This window comes from Bacillus sp. EB01 (assembly GCF_000613125.1).
GTDB lineage: Bacteria > Bacillota > Bacilli > Bacillales > Cytobacillaceae > Bacillus_D.
In genome coordinates this window covers 82,462-88,608 of sequence record NZ_HG964497.1, presented here as the reverse complement: position 1 = coordinate 88,608, position 6,147 = coordinate 82,462, and the positions used below count along the sequence as shown (strand labels likewise).

Genomic DNA, 6,147 nt, shown 5'->3' with positions numbered 1-6,147 from the left:
TTGGAGATGTCGCCTACGACCGTACATCTTTTGCGAAAAGGGAAAATGGAAAGGAATCGGTAGGCACCCAGACCGCACTATGGGGGATAACAGCGGGCGTATATTTAGCTTTGCTGGGGCCTGATGGCATTGAGGAAGTTGGGCAAACGATCATGCAAAATAGCCAGTATGCAGTCCAGCAATTAAATCAGATTGAGGGTATTAAAGGATCCCGTCTTGTGTCGCCATTTTTTAAAGAATTCATTGTAGATTTTAATAATACTGGCCTTCAAGTTAGTGAGATTAATCAACAATTGATAGAGAGGAAAGTTTTTGGAGGAAAGGATCTTTCACAGGAGTTCCCTGAGTTTGGCCAGGCAGCTTTGTTTTGTGTAACTGAGGTTCATACCAAGGAAGATATTGATTATCTTGTTCAATCCATTCATGAAATTGTATCTGCTGCGAAATAGAAAGGAGTTATGACAATGAAAAGGATTCAACGCACGAGTAAAACCCGTGATTTCCATCAAGCAAAATGGAATGAACCGATTATCTTTGAACTTCATCAGCCTGGTGAAAAGGGCGTCGAACTCCCGCCAGCCAATAAAAAAGTTGTAATGGCAGTTGGGGATGGCATCTCGGCAATTCCGCCAGCAATGAGGAGGAACGCTAAGCCGAATCTTCCCGAAATCGGGCAGGCACGCGTTCTACGGCATTACCTAAGACTGTCCCAGGAAACTCTTGGTTCAGATTTTAACGTGGAGATTGGACAGGGCACCTGTACGATGAAATATATTCCCAAAATTAATGAAATGCTTGTTCGTGATCCAAAAATGACAGAACTTCATCCGCTTCAGGACGAGGAAACAGTTCAGGGAATGCTTGAGATTTTTCACAAGCTGGATTTATGCATGAGGGAAATCTCAGGAATGGATTACTTTTCATTCCAGCCAAGCAGCGGGACACAGGCATTATTTGCAATGGCATCCATCGTAAGAAAATATCACGAGCAAAGGGGAGAAGGGGAGCAGCGCAATGAAATCATTACAACGATTTTCTCCCATCCATCCCAGGCGGCAACCGCGGCTGTAAAAGGTTATAAAATCATTACCCTGCACCCCGATGAAAATGGGTTTCCTGATATCGAGAAGCTGAAAGCGGCAGTATCGGAAAGAACGGCAGGTTTTGTAGTTGCCAACCCTGAAGATACGGGGATTTTTAATCCAAGAATTAAAGAGTTTACGGATATCGTCCATCAGGCAGGCGGCCTTTGCTTTTATGACCAGGCAAATGCAAATGGACTATTGGGAATTACAAGGGCGAAAGAAGCGGGATTTGATATGTGCTTCTTTAACCTTCATAAAACGTTCGCTGCACCACATATGTGCGGAGGACCGGCAACGGGTGCACTAGGGGTAATTGCTGAACTGAAAGAGTATTTGCCTGTACCAATTGTTGGATCTTCTAACGGGAGATACACGCTTTGTTATGATTTAAAACATTCGATTGGAAAAGTCCGCTCCTTCCATGGAGTTGCCCAAACAGTGCTTCGAGCATATGCCTGGATTCGGTCACTTGGAGCTGAGGGGCTGAAGGAAGTAGCGAAAATTGCTGTATTGAATAATAACTACATGTACCATCGTGTTTTGGCCATTCGCGGGGCTGGGGCGCCATATATAAAAGGGCACAGGCTAGAGCAGGTCCGCTATAGCTGGGAGCAGCTGACGAGAGAAACAGGTGTTACAACCGAGGATGTTACGCTGCGAATGGCTGATTTTGGACTCCATTACTGGACGAGCCACCATCCATACATCGTAAAGCAGCCATTCACCCTTGAACCAACTGAATCCTACTCAAAAGAGGATTTGGATGAATACATTCATGCATTGGAGCAGATCTCCAAAGAAGCCTATGAAAATCCGGAAATAGTTAAGGCTGCACCCCAAAATAGTACAATTCATAAATTGGACGAGCAAGATTTTCTTGATAACCCTGAAAAATGGTGCATTACCTGGCGTTCTTATTTTAAAAAGACAGAAGTATATGAACCAGCTAAGTAAATGTTTAAAGAAAATGGGGGGCTGTAATTTGAAAAAGTACGTATCGTTTCTGATGGTTGTGGTTTTAGTTTTATTATCTGCATGCTCCAATAATGCATCTGGCGATGAAGGGAACAAAGGAAATTCAAAGAATCCATCGGGGACGATTACTATTTGGGGATGGGATGTGGCTGCTGCTACAATGAAAGAAGCAGTAGACAAGTTTCAGGAAAAACATCCTGATGTAAAAGTAAAAGTAGAGGATTTTAACAGCTCTGATCTATATGATAAGTTAACAGTCGGCCTTGCAGCTAGAGGTTCTGGACTGCCTGATGTTGTATTAATGGAAGATGAGCGGATACCGGGTTACCTTTATCAGTTTCCTGAGGGATTTTTAAAACTGAATGAATTGGGTTATGACAAATACAAAGATTCGTTCAACCCCGCTAAAGTAGCTGCAGTTCAGGATAAGGATGGAAATTTTATCGCCGCACCATGGGATATTGGGCCGGCAGGAGTATTCTATCGTGTCGATTATTTTGAAAAAGCAAATATTGATCCTAACTCTATTGAAACATGGGATGACTATATCGAAGCCGGTAAAAAGATTAAGGAAGCAACGGGTGCGAAGTTACTCCCAATTGATATCCCAAATTACGATGGCGTATTTCAGATGATGATGCAGCAGCAGGGCCTCTCTTATTTTGATAAGGAAGGGAATATTACGCTGCAATCAGAGGAAGCGATCCGATCGATGGAAGTAATCAAAAAGCTTCATGACGAGGATTTGATTTTAAACAATAAAGGTTGGGATGGGATTGTAACGGCAACCGTAAATGGAAGTGTTGCTACAATACCTTATGGTGTCTGGTATGCAGGTTCTATCATGGATCAGGCAGCAGATTTAAAGGGTAAATGGGATGTCTTTTATCTGCCAGGCTTTAAAGAAGGCGGCACTAGATATGCGAATGTGGGAGGTTCATCGCTTCTGGTCCCTTCTACAAGCAAAAATCAATCTGCAGCTTATGCCTTTGTAGAATTTTTTACAACAGATAAAGACTCTCAGCTGTTGGGATTTGAAAAATATGGACTTTTCCCATCTTTGAAGGAAACCTATAGTGCCCCTCAATTTACCGGCAATAGTGAGTACTTTAATAATAGTCCGATTTTCAAAAAGTTTGCTGATATTGTAGATCAGGTACCTGAAATTCATGTTAACGAAAATTTTGCTAAAGCGAGCAGTTTGAATAGCAATGCCCAGGCGGCCATATTGCTGGAAAATAAACCCGTTGAATCGGCGTTAAAAGATGCACAAAAGCAGCTTGAAAATGAAACTAAAAAATAGGTAAAGGAAAAGAGCTGAGAGGTTGTATACCAATCCTCTCAGCTCTATCACTTTATAAAGCAGGAGGCGACACAGGTGGACCAGACTGAAAAGGTTACAACAACGGTAATGAACATTGAGGTTAAAACGAAAAAGCCTTTAATTACTCCAAGAAGTGCTCCTTACTTTTTTCTTGCACCTGCATTTCTTCTCATTTTATTGTTTACTGTCTATCCATTCTTTTCTTCATTTATTTTAAGCTTTCAGGAAGTACGCGGCATTCAAAAAACATTTGTAGGTTTAGCCAATTACATAAGGTTGTTTCAGGATCCAATATTCTATAAGTCACTCATCAACACATTTCAAATCCTGGTTATCCAGGTCCCAATCATGCTTTTTTTCGCCTTGTTGATTGCGGTAGGACTCCATTCTTCCATGTTAAAGGGGAAAGCTTTTTTTAGGATTTCTTATTTTATGCCAGCAATCACAGCTCTTGTTGCCGCGTCGATAGTTTTTATGATTTTATTGGATGAACAATTTGGGCTTATTAATTATTTTCTGTCCCTTATTGGGGTTAATCCTATTTCATGGCTGAATACACCTTTTTGGGCAAAAATGTCCGTCATTCTTGTTATGACTTGGAGATGGACAGGCTATAATATGGTCATTTTTCTAGCAGGCCTGCAAAATATTCCTTCAGAGTTATATGAAGCAGCGAGTATTGATGGGGCTGGCAAGATAAAGCAATTTTTCATGATTACAATCCCTCAATTAAAGCCCGTCTTTATTTTTACTGTTGTCATGTCAACGATTGGAACCCTGCAGCTTTTTGATGAACCGTTCATTTTAACAAATGGCGGGCCAAATGCAGCTACAATGACGATAACTCTCTATTTATATGAAACTGGCTTTAAGTTTTTTGACTTTGGTTATGCTTCGGCAATAGCATATGTCCTGGTTATGATTACAGCTTTTGTCTCATGGATTCAAATGAAACTGGTAGGTGATGAGGAGTGATTGCATCCAGGAAATTGGTTTCAAAAATTGTGTTGTATGGTTTATTGATTATTGGTGTCCTGCTATCGATTGGTCCGTTCTATTGGATGATTGTTGGTTCGACCTTGCCTTCAGGAGAGTTGTTTCATCTTCCGCCAAAACTGCTCCCTGGTGATCATCTGGCGGAAAACTTCCAGAGTTTAAACGAATCTCTAAACATTGGCAGAATTTTTTGGAATTCTTTGTTCGTTGCCCTTGTGTATACAGGGTTCGGTACACTCATCAGTGCAATGGCGGGATATGCCTTTGCGAAATTTAAGTTTAAAGGGAAGCAGTTGTTTTTCTTCATTATCTTATGTACATTAATGATTCCTTCCCAGGTAACATTAATTCCGTTATTTGAAATGATGGTTTCCTTTAACTGGCTTAATACGTATCAGGCGATTATACTGCCAACGTTGGCATCACCTTTTGCGATTTATTTGATGAGGCAAAATATGAAGGCTGTCCCAGACTCGATTATTGAGGCATCACGGGTGGATGGTGCAGGTGAGTTTAAGATTTTCTTTTCTGTTATTTTTCCTGTAACGAGACCGGCACTCGCGGCAGTTGCCATTTTCCTGTTTATGTCCCAATGGAATAGTTTGCTCTGGCCGCTAATAACGATGAATTCCAGCGAAATGTTCACGTTGCCGGTCGCTTTATCTAGTTTAATTGGTATGGCGCGGATTGATTATGGGCAGCTAATGCTTGGTACGACATTATCCACGATACCGATTATGATCTTCTTCTTATTGTTGCAAAAACATTTTATTTCCGGGATTTTAGGTGGGGCGGTAAAAGAATAATTTTAAAGTTTGGAAGTTGTAAACATTAATAAATGGAGTATTTTTTACGCTTAAAAAGGATATTGCCATCTACGTGGGGCTCGGTCACTTGTAAAATCGTGGCTGAGTTCTTTTGTGTGAATGAGTTTTTATTAACCATGGGGGTTGTTTTGGTTAAAGGCAAGGGTGTCCGGTGTGACATGGAAGCTTGTAAAAATCGCAGGCATACCGAACGTTACATACGGTGAATGAGAGGACGAGAATTATTTTTCACTTTCTTGAGTTTCCTACTAAATAAAAAACCCTACTCAAGTTGCGAGTAGGGAGATGGTTCCGGTAAAGGAAATGGTTTTTGCTAAAAGGCTCATTCAGTATACCACACTGAGTTTGAAAATGTGTAGCTTTAAGTGAGCTTTGTTTAAATGTCCTTTTTAACTAACTCATCTTCGAAGTAAAAAGTAGAAGGATTTTCTTTGATGGTATAAGAATACTTCTTCATGTTTTTTACAAACATAAGTTTACTGATTGTTACTGTTTCATCAGTTGCTTTTATTGTTACTTTATCTCCAATTTGATACTTGTTTTTTCCAGACAATAGTTAACACCTCTTTTGCAGTTGGTAACGCGTTTCTCCTTGTTACAAGTCGTGATCGGCCTTATCCAGGATTTTTATTCCGATTAATAATTGGGTCGTGTGGTGGGGAAGAAAATGAATTTCACTTAACTTGGGGTCTACATAAGAAATCTCCACGGTGCTCTCCGGATTAAGTCTTTGGTGGTTTTCCGTGATTTGCTCGATCTTTCGATCCAATTCCTTTTGGTTATTCGCAAAAGTGAGTGTAGTCATTGTAGTCATCATCATTCTCCTTTTCGCCATAGTAGACAAAAGTGACTTCCTTCCTCCAATTCACTTTCAGAATTTTGTCCAAGGTATTAATCCTTACCTTCTATCTTACCATTATTCCCGAAAAGTTGTTTCATT

The 6,147-nt window shown here is 40.5% G+C and carries 6 protein-coding genes and 1 pseudogene; 5 read left to right on the top strand and 2 right to left on the bottom strand.

What is annotated here, in order from left to right; all coding sequences use genetic code 11:
* From TY16_RS00390 to TY16_RS00370, 5 genes and pseudogenes are all read left to right on the top strand, one after another.
* A pseudogene (locus tag TY16_RS00390) lies at positions 1–449 on the top strand (aminomethyl-transferring glycine dehydrogenase subunit GcvPA); the annotation flags it as partial.
* A gap of 15 nt (positions 450–464) precedes the next feature.
* Positions 465–2,039: an aminomethyl-transferring glycine dehydrogenase subunit GcvPB gene (gene gcvPB, locus TY16_RS00385; RefSeq protein WP_043929687.1), complete on the top strand. Its 1,575-nt coding sequence runs from the start codon at positions 465–467 to the stop codon at positions 2,037–2,039.
* A 28-nt stretch (positions 2,040–2,067) separates the two neighbouring features.
* Complete coding sequence (locus TY16_RS00380; RefSeq protein ID WP_043929686.1) at positions 2,068–3,363, top strand: ABC transporter substrate-binding protein; 1,296 nt, start codon at positions 2,068–2,070, stop codon at positions 3,361–3,363.
* A 108-nt stretch (positions 3,364–3,471) separates the two neighbouring features.
* Positions 3,472–4,359 (top strand): carbohydrate ABC transporter permease, encoded by an 888-nt coding sequence (locus TY16_RS00375; RefSeq protein ID WP_043934392.1) that lies wholly within the window; start codon positions 3,472–3,474, stop codon positions 4,357–4,359.
* Positions 4,356–5,186, top strand: coding sequence for a carbohydrate ABC transporter permease (locus TY16_RS00370; protein WP_231505539.1), 831 nt, complete (start codon positions 4,356–4,358; stop codon positions 5,184–5,186). The genes TY16_RS00375 and TY16_RS00370 overlap by 4 nt, the downstream gene beginning before the upstream one ends.
* A 397-nt stretch (positions 5,187–5,583) precedes the next feature.
* Here TY16_RS00370 and TY16_RS26470 read toward each other — a convergent pair whose 3' ends face one another.
* Positions 5,584–5,760 carry a hypothetical protein gene (locus tag TY16_RS26470; RefSeq protein WP_197028336.1) on the bottom strand — a complete coding sequence of 59 codons (177 nt, stop codon included), beginning with the start codon at positions 5,758–5,760 and terminating at the stop codon, positions 5,584–5,586.
* 42 nt (positions 5,761–5,802) lie between these two features.
* On the bottom strand, positions 5,803–6,021 hold the full coding sequence (locus TY16_RS00365; RefSeq protein ID WP_043929684.1) for a hypothetical protein: 219 nt from the start codon (positions 6,019–6,021) through the stop codon (positions 5,803–5,805).
* Positions 6,022–6,147 lie beyond the last annotated feature (126 nt).